General features: G+C 63.9%; 23 protein-coding genes. 10 read left to right on the top strand and 13 right to left on the bottom strand.

Translation table 11 applies throughout. The features are described 5' to 3' along the window. Positions 1–163 precede the first annotated feature (163 nt). Positions 164–823 carry a gamma-glutamylcyclotransferase gene (locus tag E8E75_RS18930; protein WP_120649864.1) on the top strand — a complete coding sequence of 220 codons (660 nt, stop codon included), beginning with the start codon at positions 164–166 and terminating at the stop codon, positions 821–823. Between the two features lie 457 nt (positions 824–1,280). On the opposite strand, the gene nirD is transcribed toward E8E75_RS18930, so the two are convergent. Together nirD and nirB are read right to left on the bottom strand one after the other, a co-directional pair. Further along, complete coding sequence (gene nirD, locus E8E75_RS18925) at positions 1,281–1,655, bottom strand: nitrite reductase small subunit NirD (protein WP_120649863.1); 375 nt, start codon at positions 1,653–1,655, stop codon at positions 1,281–1,283. Continuing rightward, complete coding sequence (gene nirB / locus E8E75_RS18920) at positions 1,655–4,216, bottom strand: nitrite reductase large subunit NirB (protein ID WP_153917344.1); 2,562 nt, start codon at positions 4,214–4,216, stop codon at positions 1,655–1,657. The genes nirD and nirB overlap by 1 nt, the downstream gene beginning before the upstream one ends. Positions 4,217–4,822: 606 nt before the next feature. On the opposite strand from nirB, the gene E8E75_RS18915 reads away from it, so the two are divergent. Beyond that, a complete protein-coding gene (locus tag E8E75_RS18915; protein ID WP_153917342.1) occupies positions 4,823–8,950 on the top strand; it encodes a sulfite reductase subunit alpha in 4,128 nt (1,375 codons plus the stop codon). A 349-nt stretch (positions 8,951–9,299) separates the two neighbouring features. On the opposite strand, the gene E8E75_RS18910 is transcribed toward E8E75_RS18915, so the two are convergent. The 5 genes from E8E75_RS18910 to E8E75_RS18890 form a co-directional block, all read right to left on the bottom strand. Beyond that, positions 9,300–9,926, bottom strand: coding sequence for an isochorismatase family cysteine hydrolase (locus E8E75_RS18910; protein WP_153917340.1), 627 nt, complete (start codon positions 9,924–9,926; stop codon positions 9,300–9,302). Between the two features lie 105 nt (positions 9,927–10,031). Beyond that, positions 10,032–10,703 carry a protein N-lysine methyltransferase family protein gene (locus tag E8E75_RS18905; RefSeq protein ID WP_256660931.1) on the bottom strand — a complete coding sequence of 224 codons (672 nt, stop codon included), beginning with the start codon at positions 10,701–10,703 and terminating at the stop codon, positions 10,032–10,034. A gap of 200 nt (positions 10,704–10,903) precedes the next feature. Further along, positions 10,904–11,113 carry a cold-shock protein gene (locus E8E75_RS18900; RefSeq protein WP_077525815.1) on the bottom strand — a complete coding sequence of 70 codons (210 nt, stop codon included), beginning with the start codon at positions 11,111–11,113 and terminating at the stop codon, positions 10,904–10,906. 304 nt (positions 11,114–11,417) lie between these two features. Next, positions 11,418–12,203 (bottom strand): histidinol-phosphatase, encoded by a 786-nt coding sequence (hisN, locus tag E8E75_RS18895; RefSeq protein WP_153917338.1) that lies wholly within the window; start codon positions 12,201–12,203, stop codon positions 11,418–11,420. 41 nt (positions 12,204–12,244) lie between these two features. Continuing rightward, on the bottom strand, positions 12,245–13,186 hold the full coding sequence (locus E8E75_RS18890) for a LysR family transcriptional regulator (RefSeq protein WP_153917336.1): 942 nt from the start codon (positions 13,184–13,186) through the stop codon (positions 12,245–12,247). Between the two features lie 116 nt (positions 13,187–13,302). On the opposite strand from E8E75_RS18890, the gene E8E75_RS18885 reads away from it, so the two are divergent. Continuing rightward, complete coding sequence (locus tag E8E75_RS18885; RefSeq protein ID WP_153917334.1) at positions 13,303–14,052, top strand: 3-oxoacyl-ACP reductase family protein; 750 nt, start codon at positions 13,303–13,305, stop codon at positions 14,050–14,052. Between the two features lie 18 nt (positions 14,053–14,070). Beyond that, entirely contained in the window at positions 14,071–14,673 is a 603-nt protein-coding gene (locus E8E75_RS18880; protein ID WP_153917332.1) for an NAD(P)-binding domain-containing protein, read from the top strand. Positions 14,674–14,736: 63 nt separating this feature from the next. Here E8E75_RS18880 and E8E75_RS18875 read toward each other — a convergent pair whose 3' ends face one another. Then, positions 14,737–15,294, bottom strand: a complete 558-nt coding sequence (locus E8E75_RS18875) for a cysteine hydrolase family protein (protein WP_153917330.1) — start codon at positions 15,292–15,294, stop codon at positions 14,737–14,739. 105 nt (positions 15,295–15,399) lie between these two features. Between E8E75_RS18875 and E8E75_RS18870 the strand changes: the two genes are divergently transcribed. Further along, positions 15,400–16,380, top strand: a complete 981-nt coding sequence (locus E8E75_RS18870) for a GlxA family transcriptional regulator (RefSeq protein ID WP_120649853.1) — start codon at positions 15,400–15,402, stop codon at positions 16,378–16,380. Between the two features lie 134 nt (positions 16,381–16,514). Here E8E75_RS18870 and E8E75_RS18865 read toward each other — a convergent pair whose 3' ends face one another. After that, complete coding sequence (locus E8E75_RS18865) at positions 16,515–16,874, bottom strand: hypothetical protein (RefSeq protein WP_153917328.1); 360 nt, start codon at positions 16,872–16,874, stop codon at positions 16,515–16,517. Between the two features lie 105 nt (positions 16,875–16,979). On the opposite strand from E8E75_RS18865, the gene E8E75_RS18860 reads away from it, so the two are divergent. Continuing rightward, entirely contained in the window at positions 16,980–17,636 is a 657-nt protein-coding gene (locus E8E75_RS18860; protein WP_153917326.1) for an isoprenylcysteine carboxylmethyltransferase family protein, read from the top strand. A gap of 120 nt (positions 17,637–17,756) precedes the next feature. Then, the gene (locus E8E75_RS18855; protein WP_120649850.1) at positions 17,757–18,041 is read left to right on the top strand and encodes a hypothetical protein; all 285 of its coding nucleotides are present in this window, start codon (positions 17,757–17,759) and stop codon (positions 18,039–18,041) included. A gap of 43 nt (positions 18,042–18,084) precedes the next feature. On the opposite strand, the gene E8E75_RS18850 is transcribed toward E8E75_RS18855, so the two are convergent. Then, complete coding sequence (locus E8E75_RS18850; protein WP_120649849.1) at positions 18,085–19,044, bottom strand: GlxA family transcriptional regulator; 960 nt, start codon at positions 19,042–19,044, stop codon at positions 18,085–18,087. A gap of 116 nt (positions 19,045–19,160) precedes the next feature. Between E8E75_RS18850 and E8E75_RS18845 the strand changes: the two genes are divergently transcribed. Both E8E75_RS18845 and E8E75_RS18840 read left to right on the top strand, forming a co-directional pair. Next, positions 19,161–20,159, top strand: a complete 999-nt coding sequence (locus E8E75_RS18845) for an SLAC1 anion channel family protein (RefSeq protein ID WP_153917324.1) — start codon at positions 19,161–19,163, stop codon at positions 20,157–20,159. Between the two features lie 64 nt (positions 20,160–20,223). After that, positions 20,224–20,550, top strand: coding sequence for a multidrug efflux SMR transporter (locus tag E8E75_RS18840; protein WP_120649847.1), 327 nt, complete (start codon positions 20,224–20,226; stop codon positions 20,548–20,550). Positions 20,551–20,592: 42 nt separating this feature from the next. Here E8E75_RS18840 and E8E75_RS18835 read toward each other — a convergent pair whose 3' ends face one another. The 3 genes from E8E75_RS18835 to E8E75_RS18825 all read right to left on the bottom strand — a co-directional run bounded on the left by E8E75_RS18835 (position 20,593) and on the right by E8E75_RS18825 (position 23,212). Beyond that, the gene (locus tag E8E75_RS18835; protein ID WP_120649846.1) at positions 20,593–20,913 is read right to left on the bottom strand and encodes a DUF2025 family protein; all 321 of its coding nucleotides are present in this window, start codon (positions 20,911–20,913) and stop codon (positions 20,593–20,595) included. 163 nt (positions 20,914–21,076) lie between these two features. Then, on the bottom strand, positions 21,077–21,805 hold the full coding sequence (locus E8E75_RS18830; RefSeq protein ID WP_153917322.1) for a class I SAM-dependent methyltransferase: 729 nt from the start codon (positions 21,803–21,805) through the stop codon (positions 21,077–21,079). Between the two features lie 81 nt (positions 21,806–21,886). Beyond that, positions 21,887–23,212 (bottom strand): MFS transporter, encoded by a 1,326-nt coding sequence (locus E8E75_RS18825; protein ID WP_280359633.1) that lies wholly within the window; start codon positions 23,210–23,212, stop codon positions 21,887–21,889. A 174-nt stretch (positions 23,213–23,386) separates the two neighbouring features. Here E8E75_RS18825 and E8E75_RS18820 point away from each other — a divergent pair, with 174 nt between their 5' ends. Continuing rightward, positions 23,387–24,301, top strand: coding sequence for a LysR substrate-binding domain-containing protein (locus tag E8E75_RS18820; RefSeq protein ID WP_120649843.1), 915 nt, complete (start codon positions 23,387–23,389; stop codon positions 24,299–24,301). Positions 24,302–24,464: the final 163 nt, after the last annotated feature.

Genomic DNA, 24,464 nt, shown 5'->3' with positions numbered 1-24,464 from the left:
TGGCGGGTAATTCCTTTCCTTCATCAATGAGTCATGGTCAGCTGCGGCAGTTGGAAATTTGTGCGGAATTCGACGATCGCCAGTTCGCCAAAAGCCCGCCAACTGATAAAACAGGAGCCGTACCCTGGAAGGGTCCGTACCTCACCATAATTGCAGTTCACTTATGGCCGGCAGCACTCCAGAAACACCTTTCACGCTCTACCCGCCTCTGCTCGAGCAGCCGATTCAGCTCACTCGCGCGGAACTGCTCGCTTCCCTGGAAAACACCATGGCGTGCCATCGCGGCGGGCCGGTCTGGCTGTTCGCCTACGGCTCGCTGATCTGGCGACCGGAATGCCCCACGGTGGAATCCCGCCGCGCGCGCATCCATGGTTATCACCGTGGGCTCTACCTCTGGTCGCTGATCCATCGCGGCACTCCGGAAACGCCGGGACTGGTGCTTGGCCTGGACCGTGGTGGCTCCTGCGCGGGCTTCGCCTACCGCCTGCCGGAAGAACAGCTACAGGAACACCTGTTCGCCCTCTGGCAACGGGAAATGCCCGACGCCGCCTATCAGCCGAAATGGCTCAACTGCCAGCTGGAAGGCGGTGCCCAGGTGAAAGCCCTGGGCTTCGTGTTGCGCCGCGACTTCGCCTGCTATGCCGGAGCCCTGCCGGACCATGTGCTGCGCCAGGTGTTCGACGGTGCAAGCGGCCACTACGGCAGCACGCGGGACTACGTGGAGAAAACCGCGAGCACCCTGCGCGCCCACGCCATGCCCGACCGCAAGCTGGAAGAAGCCCTGGTGCGCTGCTGCAAGCAGGGTGCACTGAGCTTCAGCTGAGGTCGCATGTCTTTGTGCAGGAGCGGGCTTGCTCGCGAATAGCTGTGCTCAAGCGCTTCGCGAGCAAGCTCGCTCCTACCTGTCCTGTGCCAAATCCCGGTTTCCACCACTTTCCCGCAAGACGCATCAACGCCGAGCATCACTGGTGCGCTGCTGCAAGCAGGGTGCGCTTCAGCTGAGGTCGCGTGTATTTGTGCAGGAGCGGGCTTGCTCGCGAATAGCTGTGCTCAAGCGCTTCGCGAGCAAGCTCGCTCCTACCTGTCCTGTGCCAAATCCCGGTTTCCACCACTTTCCCGCAAGACGCATCAACGCCGAGCATCACTGGTGCGCTGCTGCAAGCAGGGTGCGCTGAGCTTCAGCTGAAGTCGCGTGCCTTTGTGTAGGAGCGAGCTTGCTCGCGAATAGCTGTGTTCAAGAGCTTCGCGAGCAAGCTCGCTCCTACCTGTCCTGCGCCACGTCAGGCAGCCAGCCCGATCTCCACCACATCGCCCACAAGACGCACCGGCCAGACCCGCAAGCGTTGCTGTGGGTACTCCAGGCAGGCGCCGTCTTCCAGGCGGTAGTGCTGCTTGTACAGGGGCGAGGCGATGACCAGGTCTCCGCCGAGGTGACCGACGATGCCGCGGCCGATGACGTTGGCGCCTGCATGGGGATCGTGGTTATCCACCGCGAACAGCTGCTGCCCCTGCTCTCCGTCAGGCAGGTAGAACAACGCCACCTGGGCGCCCTCAACCCAGGCCACCACGCCCGAGTTTGGCACCAGGTCGCCGCGCGAGCAGAGGGCTCGCCATTGTGCGAATTCTTCGATGCGTTGCGCGCTCTGCTGGGCCATCAGACCACCTCCTCTGCTACAGGGATCAGGGTGAGCTCAGCCGCCCGCGCCGGACGGATCTGCCCACGTTCTTTGACGAAATGGATATCCGGATCGCCGCTCGCGTCGTTGACGAAGGTGCGGAAGCGCTTGAGCTTCTCCGGGTCCTGGATGGCGTTGGCCCACTCGCACTCATAGCGGTCCACCACCAGTTGCATCTGTGCTTCCAGCTCTGCGCCAAGACCCAAGCTGTCGTCGATGATCACCGCCTTGAGGTAGTCCAGGCCGCCTTCCAGGTTCTCGCGCCAGACCGAGGTGCGCTGCAGCTTGTCGGCGGTGCGGATGTAGAACATCAGGAAGCGGTCGATATAGCGGATCAGGGTTTCGTCATCCAGGTCGGTGGCGAACAGCTCGGCGTGGCGCGGGCGCATCCCGCCGTTGCCGCATACATAGAGGTTCCAGCCCTTTTCGGTGGCGATAACCCCCACGTCCTTGCTTTGCGCCTCGGCGCATTCGCGGGTGCAGCCGGAGACGGCGAACTTCAGTTTGTGCGGAGAGCGCAGGCCCTTGTAGCGGTGTTCGATATCCAGGGCCATCTTCACGCTGTCCTGCACGCCGTAGCGACACCAGGTGCTGCCGACGCAGGACTTCACGGTACGGGTCGATTTGCCGTAGGCGTGGCCGGTCTCGAAGCCGGCAGCGATCAGTTCACCCCAGATGTCCGGCAGCTCGTGGAGCTGGGCACCGAACAGGTCGATGCGCTGGCCGCCGGTGATCTTGGTGTAGAGGTTGTACTTCTTCGCCACTTCACCGATGGCGATCAGGCCTTCCGGGGTGATCTCGCCACCGGGGATACGTGGCACCACCGAATAGGTGCCGTTCTTCTGCATGTTGGCCATGAAGGTGTCATTGGTGTCCTGCAGCGGTACCAGCCAGGGGTCCTGGATCGGCCGGTTCCAGCAGGAAGCGAGGATGGAACCGATGGCTGGCTTGCAGATCTCGCAGCCCACATGGCCGCGGCCGTGTTTGGCGAGCATTTCCTCGAAAGTCTCGATGCCTTCCACGCGCACCAGTGCATAGAGCTCCTGGCGGGTGTAGGCGAAGTGCTCGCAGAGGCTCTTGTCCACCGACACGCCACGGGCGGACAGCTCGTGCTCCACCACCTGCTTGAGCAATGCCGCGCAACCGCCGCAACCGGTGGCCGCCTTGGTGCACGACTTGACCCCGGCAACATCGGTGCAGCCGCTGTCGATGGCGGAGCAGATCGCCCCTTTGCTGACGTTGTGGCAGGAGCAGACGGTGGCAGTGGCCGGCAGCGCATCGGCGCCCAGGGCCGGGGCGCCCTCGCCCGCCGGCAGGATCAGGCTGGCCGGATCGGCCGGCAGCTTGATGCCGTTCTGCACGTACTGCAGGAGGGTGTCGTAGTAGCTGTTGTCGCCCACCAGCACAGCGCCGAGTACCTGCTTGCCGTCGGCGGAAACCACGAGGCGGCGATAGCTCGAGGTGGCTTCGTCGATGAAGCGGTAACTGCGCGCACCGGGCAGCGCACCATGGGCATCGCCAATGGAGCCCACGTCCACGCCGAGCAGCTTCAGTTTGGTGGACATGTCGGCGCCGATGAACGGATCGGCATCCTCACCGCAGAGCTGCGCAGCAACGCTGCGGGCCATCTGGAAGCCGGGGGCGACCAGGCCGAAGATGCTGCCGTTCCAGGCGGCGCACTCGCCAATGGCATAGATGTCCGCATCCGAGGTCAGGCACTGGCCATCGATGGCCACACCACCACGCTGGCCCAGCTCGAGGCCGCACTGGCGCGCGAGGGCGTCCTGCGGGCGAATACCGGCGGAGAAGACGATCAGGTCGGTTTCGAGGAAGTCCTCGCCGGCGAAGTTCATCCGGTAGCGGTAGTCATCACCGGCACTGATGGACTGGGTGGCTTTCGAGAGGTGCACACCAACGCCGAGCGCCTCGATGCGCGCCTTGAGGGCGGCACCGCCCAGGTCATCGAGCTGGACCGGCATCAGGCGCGGAGCGAACTCCACTACGTGGGCATCCAGACCAAGGGATTTCAGCGCGTTGGCCGCTTCCAGGCCCAGCAGGCCACCGCCCACCACCACGCCACGGCGCGCCTGTGCAGCGGCGGCGCGGATGGTGTCGAGATCGGCCAGGGTGCGATAGACCAGTCGCGAGTTGCCTTCGGCACCCTCGATGGGCGGCACGAAGGGATAGGAGCCGGTGGCCAGCACCAGCTTGTGGTACGGCACGCAACCGCTGGCGGTGATCACTTCGCTGCGCTCGCGGTCGATCTCCAGCACGGGTACGCCCAGGTGCAGGGTCACGCCCGGCGTCTGGTAGAGGCTGGCTTCGCTCAGGGCCAGGGACTCGGCATCGCGGCCCGTGAAGTATTCGGACAGGTGCACACGGTCATATGCGCGCAGCGGCTCTTCGCTGAAGACCTCGATGCGATAGCGGTCCAGCGCGCCGCGCTCGATCAGTTGCTCGACGCAATGATGGCCGACCATGCCGTTGCCGATGACGATCAGCGTTTGCACATCAGGAGTGGAAGCGACGTTGGAGTTCATAGGTAGCACCCGGCCCAAGCCAATCACGTTTTCTGGGGGCAAAAAAAAGCGCCTGGGACTTATCGTCCCAGGCGCCTTTGCCTGTTCATTCATGGGTGCCACCGGGCCACACTGCCTGGCGCACCTGTCAGCCCGGGGAAGTGATCGCCATTGATCTACCGGGCCGCCCTCCACACTGTTCGCGGTGGGCCTGGTCCTCCCTATGCAGTGGCTGTGCCAGATTGCAAAACTCCCGCCAGCCGAGGCTCCGACAGCATACCGTAAATCAGCAGTGACGGGGCCTACGGGGTTACCCGAAGTCCGGCCGGCTGAATTCAGGCCTCCCCTCCATGAAGGCCCGACCGAGAACCAAAACAGTGCGATAACGCACCTTGCGCCCCATCCTGAAGCCGGACATCCCCAAGCTGATTACCCTCGAAAAATGACCACAAGGTCCGCCCCACTATGCCTTGGAGGCCGTTGAACAGAACTTGGCATGTGCCTTGCGATAACACCGCCAGGGCAATCAATGCCGATTGCCCTACCCCACGACAAAGGCGCCGTGTCTCCCCCGTTCCGACGGAGGGTGGCATGGCGCTTTTTTCGTTTGCGCTCCAGGTAACGGATATGGCGAACAAGACAGTACGAAGCGTGTGTCCCTATTGCGGCGTCGGCTGCGGCATCGTCATGGAAGTCGCTGACGACCGCGTGATCAAGGTGACGGGGGACAAGGACCACCCGAGCAATTTCGGCCGCCTCTGCACCAAGGGCAACACCTGCGCCCAGCCGCTCACCGACTCCGGCCGCATGGAGCATGCCTACCTGCGACACGAGCGCCGCCGCGACCCGGTGCGCACCGGCATCGACCAGGCCATCGACGACACCGCCCGGCGCCTGCGCGCCCTGCTCGATACCCACGGCCCGGACGCCATCTCCTTTTATGTATCCGGGCAGATGTCGCTTGAGGCGCAGTACCTGGCCAACAAACTGGCCAAGGGTTTCATCCGCACCCGCCACATCGAGTCCAACTCGCGGCTGTGCATGGCCAGCGCCGGCAGCGGCTACAAGCTTTCCCTGGGCTCGGACGGCCCCCCCGGCTCCTACCAGGACTTCGACAAGGCCGACCTGTTCCTGGTAACCGGCGCCAACATGGCCGACTGCCACCCGATCCTGTTCCTGCGCATGATGGACAGGGTCAAGGCCGGTGCGAAGTTGATCGTGGTCGACCCGCGCCGAACCGCCACCGCCGACAAGGCCAGCCTTTACCTGCCGATCACGCCCGGCACCGACCTCGCCCTGCTTAACGGCCTGCTGCACCTGCTGCATCGAAACGGCCATACCAATCCTGACTTCATCGCCACCCACACCAAGGGCTGGGAAGCCATGCCGGCCTTCCTCGAGGACTACTCGCCGGAGCGAGTGGCCGCTATCACCGGCTTGCCTGAGGCGGATATCCACAAGGCCGCCCAGTGGATCGGCGATGCGCCGGAGTGGATGAGCTGCTGGACCATGGGCCTCAACCAGAGCACCCATGGCACCTGGAACACCAATGCCCTGTGCAACCTGCACCTGGCCACCGGCGCCATCTGCCGTCCAGGCAGCGGCCCCTTCTCTATCACCGGCCAGCCCAACGCCATGGGCGGACGTGAAATGGGCTACATGGGCCCCGGCCTGCCCGGCCAGCGCTCGCTGCTGGTGGATGACGATCGCGCGTTCATCGAAGACCTGTGGCGACTTCCGCGCGGACACCTGCGCCAGGACGGCGGTAACGGCACCGTCGCCATGTTCGAAGCCATGAGTACCGGGGACATCAAGGCATGCTGGGTCATCTGCACCAACCCGGTGGCCACCGTGCCGAATCGCCGCCTGGCCATCGAGGGGCTGCAAGCCGCCGAGCTGGTGATCACCCAGGACGCTTTCCTCGACACCGAGACCAACCGCTATGCCGATATCCTCCTGCCCGGTGCCCTGTGGGCCGAGGCGGAAGGCGTGATGATCAACTCCGAGCGCAATCTCACGCTCACACGCAAGGCCGTGGACGCCCCGGGCGACAGCCTGCCGGACTGGCAGATCATCGCCCGCGTCGCCTGTGCGATGGGATTTGCCGATGCCTTCACCTACGCCAGTGCCGCCGAGGTGTTCGAAGAGATCAAACAGGCCTGGAACCCGAAGACCGGTTACGACATTCGCGGCGCCAGCTTCGACCTGCTGCGCCAGGGCCCGCTGCAATGGCCCTGCCCGCCCGGCAGCGAAGCCAACGCCCGCAATCCCATTCGCTACCGCAATGACGGTGTCAGCCAAGCGCTCAAGCTGAACGCCGACGGCAGCCGCCCGGCCATTGCCTTCGCCACCGAGCATGGCAAGGGTATGTTCTTCGCCCGCCCGCACATGGAACCGGCGGACCTGCCCGACGATACCTTCCCGCTGGTGCTCAACACCGGCCGTGTGCAGCACCAGTGGCACACCCTGACCAAGACCGGCAAGGTGACCACCCTGAACAAGCTCAACCCTGGCGCCTTCCTGGAAATTCACCCGAGCGATGCCAGCCGTCTCGGCATCGTCGACAAGGGCCAGGTGGAGGTGCGCTCGCGCCGTGGTCGCGCCGTGCTGCCGGCGGTAATCACCGACCGCGTGCAACCGGGCAACTGCTTCGCGCCCTTCCACTGGAACGACCGCTACGGCGAGGACCTGGCGATCAACGCGGTGACCAGCGACGCCATCGACCCCATTTCGCTGCAGCCGGAGTTCAAGTACAGCGCCGTCGCCCTCGCGCCGGTCGCTCCGGCCAGCCCCCAGCTCATCCCTTTGGTGGAAGTCGAACCGGTCGCGGCCAGCGACGCTGCCGGTTTTTCGGAGGAACTCGCCGACATGCCGATCAACGCCTTCGCCCGTCTACTCAACCTCGAGGCCAGCGCCGACCTCTGCCTGGCGCCCACCGAGCAGCGCTATCTGCAGGGCTATCTGCTCGGCCTGCGCAGCGACGAGAGCCGCAAGCAAGGTGGCGTGCCCACACTGCCGGCCAGCGCGCCACTGGCGGCGGATACCCGCCTGCTGCTGGATGGCATCCTCGCCGGGCTGTTCTCCCGCAGCTGGGACGCACCCGCGGCCCAATCGGCGCCCGCCGCCATCGCAGAGAAACCCTTGCTGGTGCTCTGGTGTTCGCAAACCGGTAATGCCGAGAGCTTCGCCGCTGTCTGTGCGGAACGGCTCAAGGCTGACGGTCGCGCAGTGACGGTGCGCTCGATGGACGACATCCAGCTCGCCGAACTGGCCAGCGCCGGTACCGCCCTGGTGATCGCCAGCACCTTCGGCGATGGCGATCCGTCCGACAACGGTGCCTCGCTCTGGAGCGCACTGAACGCGGATAACGCGCCCTCGCTTGCCGGCCTGGACTTCGCCGTACTTGCCATGGGCGACTCCAACTACGACCAGTTCTGCGGCTTCGGCCGCAAGCTCGACGCGCGCCTCGAAGCACTCGGTGCCCGCCGCATGGCGCCGCGTGTGGACTGCGAACCGGAGTACGAGGAACCGGCCCTTGCCTGGCTGGCCAACGTCCTCGGGGCACTGGCCGGAGCCACGGTCGAGCAACCGGTTATGGAGACCGTAGGAGGCCCTGCCGAGGATGCGGACGCTCCCATCTACAGCCGCCAACGCCCACTGGCCAGCCGCCTGCTGCGCAACCCGGTGCTGAATTCGCCGGGCTCCGGCAAGGAAACCCGTCAGATCGTCCTCGACCTCAAGGGCAGCGGCCTGCGCTATCAGGCGGGCGATGCGCTGGGCGTGTGGCCCAGCAACTGCCCGTCGCTGGTGACGGAAGTCCTGGCGTCCCTGGAGCTGGACGGCGGCCAGGAAGTGGAGGTGAAGGACCAGGGCCGCATGCCGCTGGCGCACGCCCTGGGTCGGCACTTCGAAATCGCCCGGCCCACGCCCGACCTGCTGCGCTTCATTGCCGAGCGCTCCGCCAGTGCGGAACTGCGACGCCTGCTGGAACCGGCGAACAAGTCGGAACTGGACCAGTGGCTCTGGGGCAGGCAACTGGCCGACCTGCTGCGCGCCTTCCCGATCCGCGCCAGCGCGGAGGAACTTCTGGGCTTTCTCAAGCGCCTGCAACCGCGCCTCTATTCCATCGCCTCCAGTCCACTGGCCACGCCGGACGAAGTTCACCTGACCGTGTCCACCGTGCGCTACCGGTGTGAAGAGCGTGACCGTGACGGGGTGTGCTCGGCCTTCCTTGCCGATCGCGCCGACCAGGCCGACGTACCGGTCTTCATCCAGAAATCCGCCCACTTCCGCGTGCCGTCAGACCCGCAACGGCCGATGATCATGGTCGGTCCCGGTACCGGCATCGCTCCCTTCCGCGCCTTCCTGCAGGAACGCGAAGCCTCCGGCGCCAAGGGCCGCAACTGGCTGTTCTTCGGCGAACAACGCGAAGCGACCGACTTCTACTACCGCGATGAACTGCACGCCTGGCAGGCCAGCGGCCACCTGCATCGCCTGGACACCGCCTTCTCCCGTGACCAGGCGGAAAAGGTGTACGTGCAGCAGCGCATGCTGGAACAGGGAGCCGAACTCTGGCGCTGGCTGGAGGATGGTGCGCACTTCTATGTCTGTGGCGATGCCAGCCGCATGGCCAGGGACGTGGACGCCGCGCTGAAGGCGGTGGTGCGCGAACATGGCGGCATGGACGCCGCTCAGGCCGAGGCCTATGTCAGCGCCATGGCGCGGGACAAGCGCTATGTGCGGGATGTGTATTGAGGGCAGGTAGGTAGGTAGGTAGGTAGGTAGGTAGGTAGGTAGGTAGGTAGGTAGGTAGGTAGGTAGGTAGGTAGGTAGGTAGGTAGGTAGGTAGGTAGGAACGAGCTTGCTCGCGAACAGTCCGAGCGCGATCTTTCGCGAGCAAGCTCGCTCCTACAGAAAAGCCGAGTTCATCCTGCTAATCGGCGCATGTCGAATCACCAGCGCGGATTACTCCTGACCACGCCCTGAGCGCGAAGCGATCGGGCTGAGGTGAGGGCAGTCTCGGGTCAGCTCGATGCCAGTTCCTTTCGCGATTGAAATCGCCCCCACAGAAAGGTCCAGCCAACACGGTCAGCCCCTCTTCTCTTCAGGAAGAGGGGTTGGGAGCGAGGGCCGCCAGCACTTCCTCGGTATTGAGGATCGCATGGGCATAGGTCGGCCCGTTCAGCTCATGGGCCGCGTGCATGGCTTCCGTTGAAAACGCCGCCGTCGCGTCCGTCACCAGGGTCACGTGGTAGCCCAGCTCCGCGGCAAAGCGTCCGGTGGATTCGATGCAGGTATTGGCCAGCATGCCCACCAGGATCACCTGCTGCACGCCGTATTGCTTGAGCTGGAAGTCCAGGTCGGTATTGGCGAAACCGCTGCCCCCCCAGTGCTCATGCACTAGCACGTCACCGTCAAGGGGCTGGAAGTCCGGGTGCCATTCACCACCCCAGGTACCCGCAGCGAACACCTGGGCGCGGGCGGCGCCGAGTTGGTACGGGCTGGGATGCGTCCAGCCCTTGAGGTCGTCGGGGCGTGCCCGGTGATGGGGAACGTAGAACACCTGGATGCCCGCCTTGCGCGCCGCAGCCACGACCCGACGCAGGTTATCCAGGGTACCCACGGCATCGGCCACTGGTTTGGCCAGGCCGTTGAGTTTGCCGCCTTCGCTGAGGAAATCGTTGTATGGGTCCACCAGCAACAGGCCGGTGCTTTCACGTAGGTAGGTCATGACGCCGCCCTTCAGTGCAGTCGATAACCTGTGCCAGTGTAGAGCGCCCTGGCTGAATCGCTCCGCGACTGCCGAAGGCGGTTCAGCCCACGACCCTGCAACCCCTCATTGATTGAAGCGGGAGTCATCGCGCTGGAAGTGCAGCAGCGAACCTTTATAGGCTTCGCCGTTGTTCATCACGCGATTCATGCAGGTGATCTGCGACGCGTATTCGAGTTCGGCCATTTCCCGGCAGAACTTCGAGCGGTTCGGGCGATTGGGATCGACGATGTAGACATCCACCAGATCCGCCGAATGTCGGTCGATGAAGTCGGCGAGCAACGCCGGCTGTTCACGCTCGTAAATGACATCGCTGCCGATGATCATGTCGAACAGCCCCAGGTCATCATTGACGTCGGACCATTTGGCGACCTGGTAATTGATCGGCCCGAGATCGTTCAGGCGCAGGTTTTCCGCCAGAAAGTCGGGGATCAACGGGTGGTAGTCACTGGCCGTAACGTTGCCGCCCCGCCGGTGCACGACAAGGCTGGCCAAGGCCAGGCCGGCGCCCACTTCAAGGATGCGCTTACCCTGCAACTCCATCGTCAGCATGGTGTGCGCCAGGACCTGTCCGGACGGCCAGACCTGACCGAACAATGGCCAACTTTCGGGGGATATTCCGAGGTTTTCCGCCTCGAGTTCCGGATCGTGATACTGCTGATGGTCGAGCAATGAGCGGATATGAAAGTCCATATCCCCTACTGATATATCCTGAAATCTGACTTGATAGCCCGGCATGCAGAACTCTCCAATACAGTGAGTGATGCCGCCAGAAGCGCAGAACCAAATAGTTTGCTTGCAACTATCAATGATTCATGGAGGCGATGAATGACAAAAGAACGCCCGCCAGCGATATAAGCCAGCAGAGCCATTTGAAATATTCGGGAGATATAAATAAAAAAGCCCCGCGATAGCGGGGCTCTTTGAACGGAAAAGTATCAGACTACCTGAACTTTGTCCGCTTGCAGGCCTTTCTGGCCACGTACGACTTCGAAAGTCACTTGCTGGCCTTCGCTGAGGCTCTTGAAGCCGGAGCTTTCGATCGAACGGTAGTGAACGAACAGATCAGCGCCTTCTGCCGGGGTGATGAAGCCGAAGCCTTTTTCATCGTTGAACCACTTGACGGTGCCGGATTGACGATTGGACATTTCATATCTCCAGGATAAAAAGAAACTACCCTGATAATTAATCAGGAATTACTGAAGTGCTAAAGCTGTAACGAATCGAGGAGATGAAATAACTTCAATCAGAACATCGAGCCAAGTATCGCAGAGACAATTGCAGTGCAGTGGGCAGGACTATACGCGGTTCAGCCAGGAAGTACAGGTTTATTTTCCGTCGAATAATTCGACCGGCTGAATACGCTTGGCATTCATACGCTTAGGCGGCAAACACAGAAATGCCCGCAGGCGCGATTCTTCGAATCGCCGGTTCCCCGCCCTCGCCCAGCCATCACAGCGACTGCATCAGCTCCAGGATCTGCGCATGCAGGCGCGAATCGCCGCAGGCGATGACGTCGCCACCTTCCTGCGCGTCGCCACCATCCCAGCGGGTAACCACTCCACCGGCGCCCTGGATGATCGGCATCAGCGCCTGAATGTCATAAGGCTTGAGTCCAGGATCGAGGACCACGTCCACCAGCCCCAGAGCCAGCATGCAATAGGCGTAGCAGTCACCGCTGTAGCGCACCAGGCGTACCTCGCTCGAAAGCTTTTCGAACACATCGCGGTACGGCGACTGCTGGAAATGCTCGGGGCTGGTGACCATCAGCGTCGCATCGGCCAGCTTGCCGCAGGCGCGGGTCTGGATGGGGCGGCCGTTGAGCGATGCACTGCTGCCGTCACCGACAAAGCGCTCGCGGGTGAAGGGCTGGTCCATCATGCCCAGCGCTGGGCGGGTGCCGTCGTTGAGGGCGATCAACGTGCCCCAGAGCGGAATGCCACTGATGAACGAGCGAGTGCCATCCACCGGGTCCAGCACCCAGGTCCAGGGCTCTTCGCCCGCAATGTTCTCTTCTTCCTCGCCCAAGACACCGTGACCGGGATAGCGCTCGCCGATCAGCGCACGCATGGCCCGCTCTGCGCCCTTGTCGGCCAGGGTCACGGGGTCGAAACGCTCAGCCTCCTTGTTCTCCACCTCCAGCGGGAGGCGGAAGTACGTCAGGGTGACCCGGGCCGCGGCGTCAGCCAGTTCTTCGGCGAATTCCAGGTACTCGGAGGGAAAGGTTTGATCGTTCATGGGGACTCCGTTTCGGGCCATTCAGCAGCATTCAGCATAGGTCAGGCGGTTTGCGCGCCGGGGGTTGCGGCGAAGCGCCGGTCCAGCCGCTCGCGCTGAAAGTGTTCGACGAGAAAGTCGATAAAGGCGCGGGTCTTGGCCGGCAGCAGGCTGCGGCTGGGGTAATAGAGGGAAATGGTACCGGCATCGGCATACCAGTTGGGCAGCAGACGCACCAGTTCACCTCGCTCGAGCCAAGGCAACGCGTCGGGTACCGACAGCATGGCTACGCCGAGCCCCAACAGGGCCACTTCGCGCATGGCGGTGGGGTCGTTGAGCATGATGGTCTCGGCCAATGGCGCGGCGGTTTCGTTGCCGGCGGCATCGCGCAGGGACCAATGTCGCGCCCGCCCGGAACGCGCGGAGCGCAAGACAATGCCGTCGAACTCGAGCAACCCTGCCGGTGCGCTGGGCAGCACGCGGCCCGCAAGATAGGCCGGCGCCGCCACCGGGATGATGTGGGCTGGAGCAAGCGGACGTGCCACTACGCCCTGGGCCAGTTTGAAACCGCCGCCGATGGCCAGGTCGTAGCCTTCGGCGATCAGGTCCACCGGGCGGTTTTCCAGATGCCATTCCGGGCGTACCTGTGGGTAACGCGCCCGAAAGGCCGGCAGCAACGGCAGGATGTGGGTCATTCCGAAGCTCGGCGCCATGCTCAGTTTGAGCACCCCGGCCGGCTCGCCCTGGTCATTGCCAACAGCGGCGATGGCCGCCTGGAGGGCTTCCAGGTTGCCGCCGATGGCATCAAGAAAGCGTTCTCCGGCTTCGGTCAGGGTGAGTTTGCGAGTGGAGCGCTGGAACAGGCGCACGCTGAGATTGCGCTCCAGCATGGCGACGTTGCGGCTGACGGCGGCGGGTGTCAGGGCCAGGCGGCGCGCCGCGGCCGAGAAGCTGCCGGTCTCGGCACTGCGGACGAATGATTCCAGGTTGGCGAGGGTTTCCATGGGCCGAACTTATATCAATACTTGAAAATCATTCAAGCCATTACCCACTAATCATCGCTGAATCCGGAAGGGATAGTAGGTCCTGAGCCAACCCACCCCCCCCGGAGACAACCCGCATGACCACTACCCTTCCCCTCACTGGCAAGATTGCCCTGGTAACTGGCGGCTCCCGCTCCATTGGCGCCGCTATCGCCAAGCGCCTGGCCGCCGACGGCGCCGCCGTCGCCATCACCTATAGCGCCTCGCCCGACAAGGCCGCTGAAGTGGTGCGCACTATCCAGACCAGCGGCGGCCGCGCTGTCGCCATCCAGGCCGATGCCGGCAACCCCGCCGCCGTGCGCGCCGCCATTACCGAAACAGTGGAATCCCTTGGCGGACTAGACATCCTGGTGAACAACGCCGGACTAGGCCTGGGTGGCGCCATCGACGAGATCGCCTTCGAAACCTACGAGCGTATGCTGGCCGTCAACGTCACCGGCGTATTCGTCGCCACCCAGGAAGCCGTGCGCCATATGCCGGCCGGTGGTCGCATCGTGCATATCGGCTCGTCCATGACCCACTACGCAGCCTTCCCGACCGCCTCCCTCTACACCCTGACCAAGGGCGCCATCGCCGGTTTCAATCGCAGCCTGGTGCGCGACCTCGGTCCACGGGGCATTACGGTGAACACCGTGCATCCCGGTCCCACCGACACCGACATGAACCCCGACGGGGGCCCGGTCAGCCAGATCGTCGGACCCGGTATCGCCATCGGCCGCTATGGCAAGCCGGAAGAAATCGCCAATGTGGTGGCCTTCCTCGCCAGCCCGGAAGCGTCGTTCGTCACCGGTGCCGACATCATCGCCGATGGCGGTTTCACGGCCTGAACCCTGGAGAACGCGACAATGAAAAGCATCGGAATCATTGGTGCCGGCGCAATCGGCTCAGCCTTCGCCAGCGCCCTCGCCCGCCAGGGCGTGGAAGCGGTGATCGCCAACAGCCGAGGGCCGCAATCCCTTGCAGAACTGGTCGGCGAACTCGGCCCGGGCATCAGGGCAGGTACGCGCGAACACGCAGCGGCGCAGGACATCGTGCTGGTGGCGGTGAACTGGTCGAAGTTGCCGACGGCCCTGGCTGGCCTGCCGGACTTCGCCGGACGCATCGTGATCGACGCCAACAACCCCATCGAAGCACCACTGTTCAAGCCGGTGGATCTGCATGGCCGACTGTCCAGCGAGGTTTTCACCGACCTGGTGCCTGGCGCTCGGGTGGTGAAGGCCTTCAATCACCTGCAACCCCACTTGCTGTCGGGCAATCCGGCCAGTGAAGGCGGTCGTCGCGTGCTGTTCCATTCTGGTGATGACGCTGGTGCCAGGGCCGAAGTCGGCGCCTTGATCGAGCGCCTGGGATTCTGCGCCATCGACCTCGGCCAATTGGCCATCGGTGGCCGTTTGGTGCAATTCCCCGATGGCCCGCTGCCGGCGCTCAACCTGGTGCGCTTCGGCTGAGGATCACGGGTTGCCGGGCCCCTGCTGGGGCCCGGCAACATGGCAGCCGCACCCGCGGCAGGGTTACCGACCCTGCAGTGCGAGGTACTCGTCAGTGGAAACCACCTTGGCGTAGCCAAATCCCAGGGCCGCCATGAACGCGGCGTGCACCTGCTCTGCCGGCACCACCTTGCCGTTGAAATCCAGATCCCTGGAGGCACAGGCATCGTGGATCACGGTGGCTGTGTAACCGTAGTCGACTGCGGCGCGGGTGATGCCATCGACGCACATATGGCTCATGTTGCCGACGATGGTGACCTTCTCCACGCCATTGCGATCGAGCACCGCCTTGAGGTCGGTATCGCGGAAGGAATTGATGAAGTTCTTCAGCACCACGTGCTCGTCAGGCGTGTTGATGACTTTCTGATGGATCTGCGCGCCCTCGGAGCCAGGACGGAAGAATGGCGCATCCTGAGTCGGGAACTCATGGCGGATATGCACCACCAGGTCGCCGGCGCCGCGAGCACCGTCGATGACCCGCGCAGCATTGTCGGCCGCAGCATCGACGCCATGCAGCGTCCACAGGCCGCCGGGGAAATAATCGTTCTGGATGTCGACTACGATAACGGCTTGTTTGCTCATGATGTTCACCTCAGGTTGTGGGGGTGTAAACGTGGGGCCAAAGATGAACTTCGGGACGCGGGTTGGGGATCGGCGCGACCGACAAATTCGCAGGAAAAACTGACAATGAAGACCATGCTGGAGATCGGCCTCCTGCTCTATCCGGGCGCCCAGCTCGCGGCGGCCCATGGCCTCTCCGACCTGTTCACCGTGGCCAACCGCATGGCCACCGAGCACACCGACGCTGATCTGCCGTTGCTGCGGGTCAAGCACTGGACGGTCGTCGAGAATGGCGAAATCCGCTGCACCCATGACAGTCATCCGGACGCCGAGAGCGTGCCCACCGTGGTGATCCTTCCGCCCTGCCTGGGCGCCCTGCCTCCCACTGAAACCCTGCAACCTTTCGCCGACTGGCTCAAAGGTCAGCACGCCAACGGCGTCACCCTGAGTTCGGTGTGCGCCGGAGCCTTCGTGCTGGCCCAGACCGGACTGCTGGCTGGCCGCGTCCTGACCACTCACTGGAGCCTGGCCAAGGACCTCGTGCAGCAATTTCCCGAAGTGAAAGTGGATGCCGACAAGCTGGTGGTGGATGACGGCGACATCATCACCGCCGGGGGCGTGATGGCCTGGACGGACCTGGGTCTGGCCCTGGTCGATCGCCTCCTGGGGCCGACCATCGCCGCGGAAGCAGCGCGCTTCCTGGTGCTCGACCTGACCCGTCACTCCCAGCAGTACTTTCGCCGTTTCACTCCGCGCCTCACCCACGGCGACGAGGCGGTGCTCAAGGTGCAGCGCTGGCTTCAGCGCCACGACGCGCGCCAGGTCAGCCTGCCTGCCATGGCCGCCGAGGCCGGGCTGGGCGAGCGCACCTTCCTGCGCCGCTTCCAGCAGGCAACCGGACTACGACCAACCGAGTACTGCCAGCAACTTCGCGCGGCCAAAGCCCGCGAGCTGCTGGAACTGACCAACCGCTCCGTGGACCAGATCGCCTGGGAAGTCGGCTACCAGGACCCGGCGGCGTTCCGCAAGGTGTTCAACAAGATGGTCGGGCTATCGCCCACGGATTATCGACGCCGGTTCGGACGCAGGAGCCAGGGGGAAACCTGAAGGTCATCCTGTCGAATAGATCCCGGTAGGGGCGAATTCATTCGCCAAACGGGCCGACGGTTTGGCCGCAAACTACTCGGGGGCGCTGCGCGCCCCTTGGCGAATGAAATCGCCCCTACAAGCACCCAACCGCTTCAATCGCTGCAGTAGTCCCCTTCACAAGTTGGCGGCCCCCCCTCCCCGTCCCGTACTTCCACATCTCGATAAACGCCCAGCTCCGGGTCGAAGGTGCGAATCAGCACCTGCGGCTTTTCAGTGCTCACGCGGGGGAGCTGGGCATCGCGAAACCGGTGGTATTCAGGGACCACGACGAAGGGTTGCGGCGGCAGGTCGGCGAAGGGCCTGGGGGGTGGCGATACATAGGGTTGCCGCGGGGGGCTGGGGTAGTAGGTCGTGCCCAGATAAGGTCCCAGCCCGTAGTACGAATCGCCATAGCCGGCCCCCCAGACACAGGGCGCGACCACTACCAGCAACAGGATTCCGCGGCATCCCATGACGATGCCCTCCACGGTGAATCCCCCAAGGTTTTCAGTTATAGCACCGGCCTCGCGGCCCGCTGTCCAATGCCTTGTCGACGCTGATCGGAGAGGTGCTCCGCCATGTCCCGGCCCCGCCTGCTGCTCGTCACCCTCGCCAGCATCCTCGCCTATCTGGGCCTGGCCATCCTGGGCCTGGGCGGGTTCGCGGTCTTCTTCGGGCACCCGCCGCTGGTGGCCCTGACCCTGGTGCTGTTCATGCTGGCGGGCCTGGCGCCCTTCTCCGAGGGCAATCTCAGTAGCGGCGTGCGGGAAGACCGGCGCAACCGCTGGGTGCTCCCGGTGTTCGGTATCATCGGCCTGCTCAGCGCCTTCCTGCCGGCCTACACCGATCGGCTCGATGTCTGGACCTTCGGCGGCGACGGCGTCCGCTGGCTGGGCGTCTTGCTGTTCGCCGCCGGTGGCGCACTGCGGATATGGCCGGTGTTCGTGCTGGGTAACCGCTTCAGTGGACTGGTGGCGATCCAGCCTGGCCACCGCCTGGTGACCGACGGCATCTACGGGCTGATCCGCCACCCCAGCTACCTGGGCCTGATGATCGCGTCGCTCGGCTGGGCCCTCGCCTTCCGTTCCGGCGTCGGCCTGATGCTGGTGGCCTTGACGCTACCACCGCTGCTGGCGCGCATCCACGCGGAAGAAGCCTTGCTGCGTACCGAATTCGGCGAGGAGTACGAAGCCTATTGCGCGCGCACTTCGCGATTGATTCCCGGGGTCTACTAGACCGTTCGGCCCAGCAACTCGAACCGTGGGAACTCGCATCCTGTCAAAACACATGCAACCCACTGGCGCCCCGGTCCCCATCGGCGGATACCCAGGCGTTGAGTTTCAGGAGATCTGCAAATGATCACTCACTACAAGATCGGCAAGAACCTTGCCTGTGGACGACATGGCAGCAACCTGCTCGCCAGCACCGAACTGGCGCGGGTGAAATGCCGCAACTGCAAGAACACCGAGGTCTTCAAGGAGGCGCGCCGGGATGCGCGAAACGCCGCCCGACGCGCAGCTCGCCGGGCCAAGGTTGCCCGTGCGGCTAACGACTGGCGCTATTTCTGGGAAGAGAAACTGACCAGGATGCCGGGAAAGCAGCGCCTGCCACGGGGCTTCGGCGACCAGTCTTACGTCTGACTCCAGTGGGGCCAGATTCGGTCCACGCAGGATGCAGCCGAACTCAACCATCCAGCTTGAAACGCGCCCGGTAATCGCTGGGTGTTACCCCCAGACGGCGCTGGAAAGCGCGCCGGAAGCCATCGACGTTGGCGTAGCCCACCTCATCGGCGAGCCGTTTCAGGGGAGCGTCGGACTCTTCGGCCAGGCGCCGTGCGGCGTCAATGCGCGCCAGTTCGACGAACTCGGCCGGTGTGGACCCCGCCTCCTGCTTGAACACCCGGGCGAAATTGCGCTCGCTCATGCCGGCCCGAGCGGCCAGGGCCGGCACTCCAAGGTCGCCCTTCAGATTGGCCAGCACATGGTCCTGGATGTCCCTGATCACCGAGCGCTCGGCGGTCTGCGCCGCCAGGTGGGCACTGAACTGCGACTGGCCACCGGGCCGCTTGAAGAACATCACCATTTCCCGCGCAACGCGCAGCGCCAACTCGCGGCCGTGGTCTTCCTCCACCATGGCCAGGGCCAGGTCCATCCCCGCCGTGACACCGGCGGAGGTATAGAGGTTGCCGTCCTTGACGAAGATGCTGTCGGACTCGACCTGGGTTTCTGGATTCTCTTCCGACAGGCGTGCGCTGCTGTTCCAGTGAGTGGTCACCCGACGCCCGCGCAGCATGCCGGCGGCGGCTAGGACGAAAGCACCACTGCATACCGACCCGATCCGCCTGACCGAGCCCGCCTGCTGGCGCAGCCACTGATGCAGCGCCGGATTGCCGGCGATGTCATCGACCCGGGGGCCGCCCGCCACCAACAGAGTGTCGAGCTTGCCCTTGTGGGTTTCCACGGTGGAATCCACCGCCAGGCGCAAGCCATTGCTTGCCCGGAGCAGACCGGCTTCGGTACCTATTACCTCGACTCGATAGGCACGAGGATTACCCAGTTGTTTCGCCGCCTCGGCGAAGACGTCGGCAGGGCCGACGATGTCCAGTAATTGCACGCGGGGAAAGGCCAGCAGGGCTATTCGCATGGGTGTGTCCGTCACTGTCGAGAGGCTGGCTGAATTCGTCGCAACAAGTCTATTCCAGTCAAATCCATCATGGCAGAAGCTATCTCCAACGACAAATCCAGCCAACGGAGACCGCCATGACTACCACCTTCATTCCCCCGCTTGAGCAAGCCCAGGTCAAGCCGCTCGGCAGCGCCTCGATCAAGAACCTGCCGGTCAACCTGTTTGGCTCCGTCATGGGCCTGGCCGGCCTGGGACTCGGCTGGCGCCTGGCCCACCAGTACTTCGGCGTGAGCCCGCTGATCGGTGAAGCCATCGGCCTGTTCGCCGCGCTGGTTTTCGTTGCCCTTGGTGTCGGTTACCTGGCCAAGCTGCTGCGTCACCGCCAGGCAGTGATCAACGAATTCACCCATCCGATTGCCGGCAACTTCTTCGGTACCATCGTCATTGCGATCCTGCTGCTGTCGGTAGTCGCCGGCCCTTATAGCGAAGTGCTGGCCCAGGGCCTGTGGACCGTAGGCAGCGTGCTCACCCTGTTACTCGGTGGCCTGGTGCTGTCGCGCCTGTTCAATGGCAAGCAGGAATTGCAGCACGCTGTGCCGGCGTGGCTGATCCCCGGTGTCGCCACCCTCGATGTGGCGGTCACCGGCGGCCATATGCCCATGGCCTGGGCAGCCGAACTGAACCTCTTCGCAATGGCGATTGGTGCGGCCTTGGCGCTGATCTTCTTCACCAGCATCTTCCCGCGTCTGGTCCATCAGGAAGCGCTGGCCAAGCCCATGATCCCGTCGCTGATGATCCTGGTGGCACCTTTCGAAGTCGGCTTCCTGGCCTACACCAATCTGTTCGGGATCGACCGCTTCGCCGCCCTGCTCTTCTACTTCGGCCTGTTCCTGGCGATTGTCGTGGGCTTCAAGGTATTCCGCCGCGACGTGCACTTCGCCCCGTCCTGGTGGGCCATCAGCTTCCCCCTGGCGGCACTGGCCAGTGCGGCACTCAAGTACGCCCATGAGCAAGGCAGCCTGCCGCTGCAGCTGATCGCCTGGGCCAGCCTGCTGTTCCTCAGCGCTGCACTGGCCGTGCTGACCTTCAAGACCCTGAGCAGCCTGGTACGCGGCAAGCTGCTTGCCGGCTGAGAGACTCCTCCCCCACTTCGCGAGCCCTCCGGGGCTCGTTTTTTCTTCGAGTAGAGAGCCCCCGATGACCCCGACAAGCTCCTGGCTGATGCTGCTCGCCGCTGGCGTGCTGGAAGTCGCCTTTGCCCTGGGCCTGAAAAGTGCCAACGGCCTGCAACGGCCATGGATCCTGGCAGGAACCCTGCTGGTACTCAGCGGCAGCCTGGGTCTGCTGACCCTGGCGTTGCGCCATTTGCCGGTAGGCACCGCCTACGCCGTATGGACTGGAATCGGCGCAGTGGGAACCGCCCTGGCGGGCGTGATCTGGATGGGGGATTCCGCCTCCGCCGGCCGATTGGCCTGCATGGGGCTGATAGTGGGAGGGGTGATGGGGTTGCGCTGGTTGCCCTGAGGGACCGTCGCCGGGGAAAGCCCCCGGCGCGGCCGGTACGAGCTAGAGACGCCGGCGTTCGGCACTGATCTCCGCCAGGTCGGTGCGACGCAGATAGACCAACAGCACGTCGCACAGATTGAGGCGATCGTTGATGTTCTGTTCCAACAGGATCTGCAGACACTCGCGGCTCAAGGTCATGACCTGGTCGGTCTTCAATGTCCAGACGAACTCACAGGCCGGAACGATGCTGTCGTCAGGCACGTCCATGCCGAACGAATCCTCGCTGAATCGGACGATGTATTTACCCAGCTTGCGGTTGAAGCCGACAAAGCCCTTGAGGGCATCGGCGGCATTGCAGATATCGGCGGAGGTGATGCTCATGCTGTACTTCCCTGGTTGGATCGGCGGGTTGGGCACGCATGAAAGGCAGGAATATCCCCACTCTGCGCGGTGGGGTAGGCGGGCCATTCTGCCAGCCGCGAGCGACTTGGGGGATAGCGCCACGGGAGGCGCTTTGTCGCACCCGTGGCACGTCTTCGAGCCGTCAGCGCTCAGCCGCGACCAGCAGCATCATCGGCCGTTCGCGCTCTTCAGCGAGCAAGGGCATGACGGCGATGTCCTCGTCGGTGGGGCCCCATTCCTCTACATGGGCAATGCGAAAACCGGTGCCAATCAGAAGGTTGAGCAAGGTACCGAGGGTGCGATGCTGTTTGATCACGCCCTTGGCGAGCCAGTCAGTGACTCGTGGGCCTTCCATCTGGTAGCCATCGATCGGCCAGGTCTTGCGCCCTTTGCCATCGATCACCCAGCCCGGGTTGGCGGGCGCCATGTAGATGGGATGCTCGATGGAAAACACCAGGCGGGAATCGGGTACCAGGGCGCGATAGACCTCTGCGAACATCCCGGCAAGGTTTTCCACATAGTGGAAAGCCAGCGAGCTGTAGGCCAGGTCGAAGCTGCCTTCAGGCAGGACCAGGTGTTCCAGGTCGGCCCGTTGGTAGAGAATCGCGGGATCGTCAGTGCTGTTCCTGGCCCGCTCCAGCATCTTCTCCGACACGTCCAGCCCCAGCACCTTAGAAGCGTCGTTCTCCCGTGCCCAGCGGCAGAACCAGCCGTAGCCGCAGCCGAGGTCCACCACGCGGCGACCTCGCATTTCCGGCAGCATGGCGCGCAGAGCCGGCCACTCCGGGGCGCCCGCAAGTCCGAATTGAGAGCGGCCAAGCTGGCCATAACCTTCGAAGAAGTCAGGGTTGTCGTAGATGTTCTGGGTCATTTTCCCTGGCTCCCTGCGAAAACCTCAGATTCTGGTGGCTCAGCGACCCGGCGACAAGAACGTCGGCGGGCCGACTCCGTCTCAGTGCGCCGGCTGCACGATGGCGTTGCCGGGCAGTGCCGGCAGTCGCGCCAGGTGCAGGGCCACCGCCACGGCAATTACCAGCAGACCGCCGATGAACAGGCCGACGCCCTGCCAGCCATAGTGATGCCAGAACAGACCACCGAGGGTGCCGGCGAGGCTGGAGCCAAGGTAGTAGCTGAACAGGTAGAGAGAGGACGCCTGGCCCTTCGCGCGCAGGGCGCGTCGGCCGATCCAGCTGCTGGCCACCGAGTGGGCACCAAAGAAGCCGAAGGTGAACACCGACATGCCGGCCAGGATCATCCCCAGCGGGCTGAACAGGGTCAGCACCAGGCCGCCCAGCATCAGCAGGATCGAGACCCAAAGCACCTTCCGCCGGCCCAGCTTGTCCGCCAGGGAACCAACCCAGGCCGAGCTGTAGATGCCGGTGAGGTAGACCACCGAGAGCACGCCCACCAGCGCCTGGCTCATGTGATAGGGCGAAGCCAGCAGGCGGTAGCCGATGTAGTTGAACAGCGTGACGAAGGCGCCCATCAGCAGGAAACCGGTGAGGAACAGCCAGGGCAGGCCGGCATCACGGAAATGCATGCGGTAACCCTCCACCAGGGTGGACGGCTTGAGCGGCTGCGGACGGAAGTGCTTCGACTCCGGCAGCACGCGCCAGAACACCAGCCCGGCGACCAGCGCCAAGCCACCCAGCACGGCAATTGCCGCGTGCCAGGACACGAAGTCCACCAGCACCCCGCTGATCAGGCGGCCACTCATCCCACCGATGGCGTTACCGCCGATGTACAGGCCCATGGAGAGGCCGAGATGACTGGGATGGATTTCCTCACTGAGATAAGTCATGGCCACTGCGGCCAGACCGCTCAGCGCCAGGCCCACCAAGGCGCGCATCAGCAGTACGCCCTCCCAGGTCGGCATGGCCGCGCTGGCCAGGGTGAACAGCGCCGCGGCGAGCAGCGACACCACCATCACCGGTTTGCGGCCGATGGCGTCGGATAGCGGACCGGTCACCAACAGGCCGAGGGCGAGCATCGCGGTGGATACCGAAAGGGCCAGGCTGCTCTGGGCCGCGGTGATGGAATAGGTCTTGGACAGCACCGGCATCATTGGCTGGATGCAGTACAGCAGCGCGAAGGTGGCGAAGCCGCCGGAGAACAGCGCCAGGGACGTACGCATGAACTGCGGCGTGCCCTTGCGGATGTAGGTGGATATCTCCGGGTCGTTGGCGGCGGCGTCCGGCAGTTCGTTGGCTGCATCACGGGCCGCCTCGCTAAACGCGGGCTCGTCTTCGGTCTTGAGTACTGCTTGGGAATTGCTCACGGGGCACCTTCGAAATTCTGCGGCGAGCAGGCACAACGAGGCCGTACCGCCTGGATCAGGGGCTGGGGATATTCGTTGTTGGGGTTATGGGCCGAAGGATATCGAGCGGTTTATATTATCTCCAATATATTGTTCGACACATTTGATACGTTTTAAATATCGAAGGATTTCCCCATGGAACTCAGGCACCTGCGCTATTTCATTGCCGTGGCCGAAGAGCTGCATTTCGGTCGGGCAGCCGAGCAACTGGGCATTTCCCAGCCCCCGCTGAGCCAGCAGATCCAGGCGCTGGAAGAAGAGATCGGTGCACGCTTGCTGGAACGCACCAATCGCCGGGTCGAGCTGACCGAAGCCGGTCGGCGCTTCCTCGATGAGGCTCGCCAGGTACTGGTGCAGGTGGACAAGGCGGTGCAGCTGGCGCGCCGCGCTCACCGAGGCGAACTGGGAGAGCTGAAGGTGGGCTTCACCTCCTCGGCGCCGTTCACCTCCACCATTCCTCGCAGCATCCGCGCCTTTCGCCTGGCTTACCCCGACGTGCACCTGGAACTCACCGAAGGCAGTAGCGCGGAAACGGTCAAGGCGCTGCAGGAAGACAGCCTGCAGGTGGGCGTGATTCGTCCCCTCAGCCTGCCGGACAATCTGCTGGCGGTGGAGCTGTTCAGCGAGCCGCTGGTGGCGATCCTGCGCGCCGACCACCCACTGGCCGCCGGCAGCGAAGAAGGCATCCAGTTCGGCGCGCTGGCGAATGAGCCCTTCGTATTCTTCCCGCGCACTTTTGGTACCGGCCTCTATGACCAGATGCTCACGCTTGCCCGCAATGCCGGCTTCCTGCCCCGCATCGCCCAGGAGGCCAGCGAAGCCATGACCATCATCGGCCTGGTATCGGCCGGGCTTGGCGTGTCGGTGCTGCCCGCATCGTTCCGCCGCACCCGCGTCGACGGCGTGGTCTACCGCACCCTGCTGGACCCCGGCGCCACCACTGCTGTGTGGCTGGTACGCCGACGCGACGAGCGCTCACCGCTGGCACTGTCGTTCATTGACCTGGTGACCCGTGAAGCCGCAGCCATCCGGGAACGCCGGGTGGAATAAACACAGGACTGGCGAGCCAAGGAAGACAAACGTGTAGAAGCGAGCTTGCTCGCGAATAGTCCGAGCGCGATCTTTCGCGAGCAAGCTCGCTCCTACATGAATTCCGACTTCATGCTGCTGACAACAGAATTCACGAGGGCATGTCACAACTCGAATCCCTGGT

The organism is Pseudomonas sp. BN606 (assembly GCF_029873115.1).
Lineage (GTDB): Bacteria > Pseudomonadota > Gammaproteobacteria > Pseudomonadales > Pseudomonadaceae > Metapseudomonas.
This window is presented reverse-complemented; position numbering and strand designations above follow the sequence as displayed.